The sequence below is a fragment of the Streptomyces bambusae genome (assembly GCF_020532645.1).
Classification (GTDB): Bacteria; Actinomycetota; Actinomycetes; order Streptomycetales; family Streptomycetaceae; genus Streptomyces; species Streptomyces bambusae.
The window spans coordinates 1-581 of the sequence record NZ_JAJAUZ010000147.1; the positions used below are offsets into that span (position 1 = coordinate 1).

1 protein-coding gene is annotated in these 581 nt (G+C 67.1%); it reads right to left on the reverse strand.

What is annotated here, in order from left to right; genetic code table 11:
* A partial coding sequence (locus tag LG634_RS37570) for an RNA-guided endonuclease InsQ/TnpB family protein (protein WP_226741040.1) occupies window positions 1–581 on the reverse strand: 581 nt, incomplete at both ends.

The window sequence follows — 581 nt, forward strand, 5'->3', positions numbered from 1 at the left end:
GGGACTCCCGCCTGCCTGCCGGTGGTCACCGGCTGGGACTTCGGGTGGGTTCCCCGTTCAACGGGCCGTGCCTGGCGTGGGATTTCCACTCCAGGGCTTACCGGCCCTCCAGGGGCGTTTAGCCTCTCCGCCTGTCCGGCGGCGAGGATCACACGCGATGCATTGAGGTCACGATCATGCTCAGTACCGCAGCTCCCGCATCGCCAGGTGCGCACGTGCAACGGCTTCTTCCCGTCCACGACCCAGCACACCGAACACGTCTGGGACGACGGCAGCCACCGCGAGACGGTGCTGACGTGCCGTCCGTGTCGGGCGGCTTTCTCCTCCAGAACGCGCCGGAACATGCTCCACGCGGCGTCATGGACTGACTTGGCCATGCGAGTACGCGCGAGGCCGGAGACCGACAGGTCTTCGAGGTAGACCGCTTGGCTATCGCGGATCAGCCTCGAAACCGTCTGGTGACACCAGTCCTTGCGCGCGTCGGCCACCCGGGCGTGAGCGCGGGCGACCTTGATACGGACCTTGGCCCGGTTCTTCGACCCCTTCGCCTTCCGGCTCAGGGCCTGCTGCGCCTTCTTCAG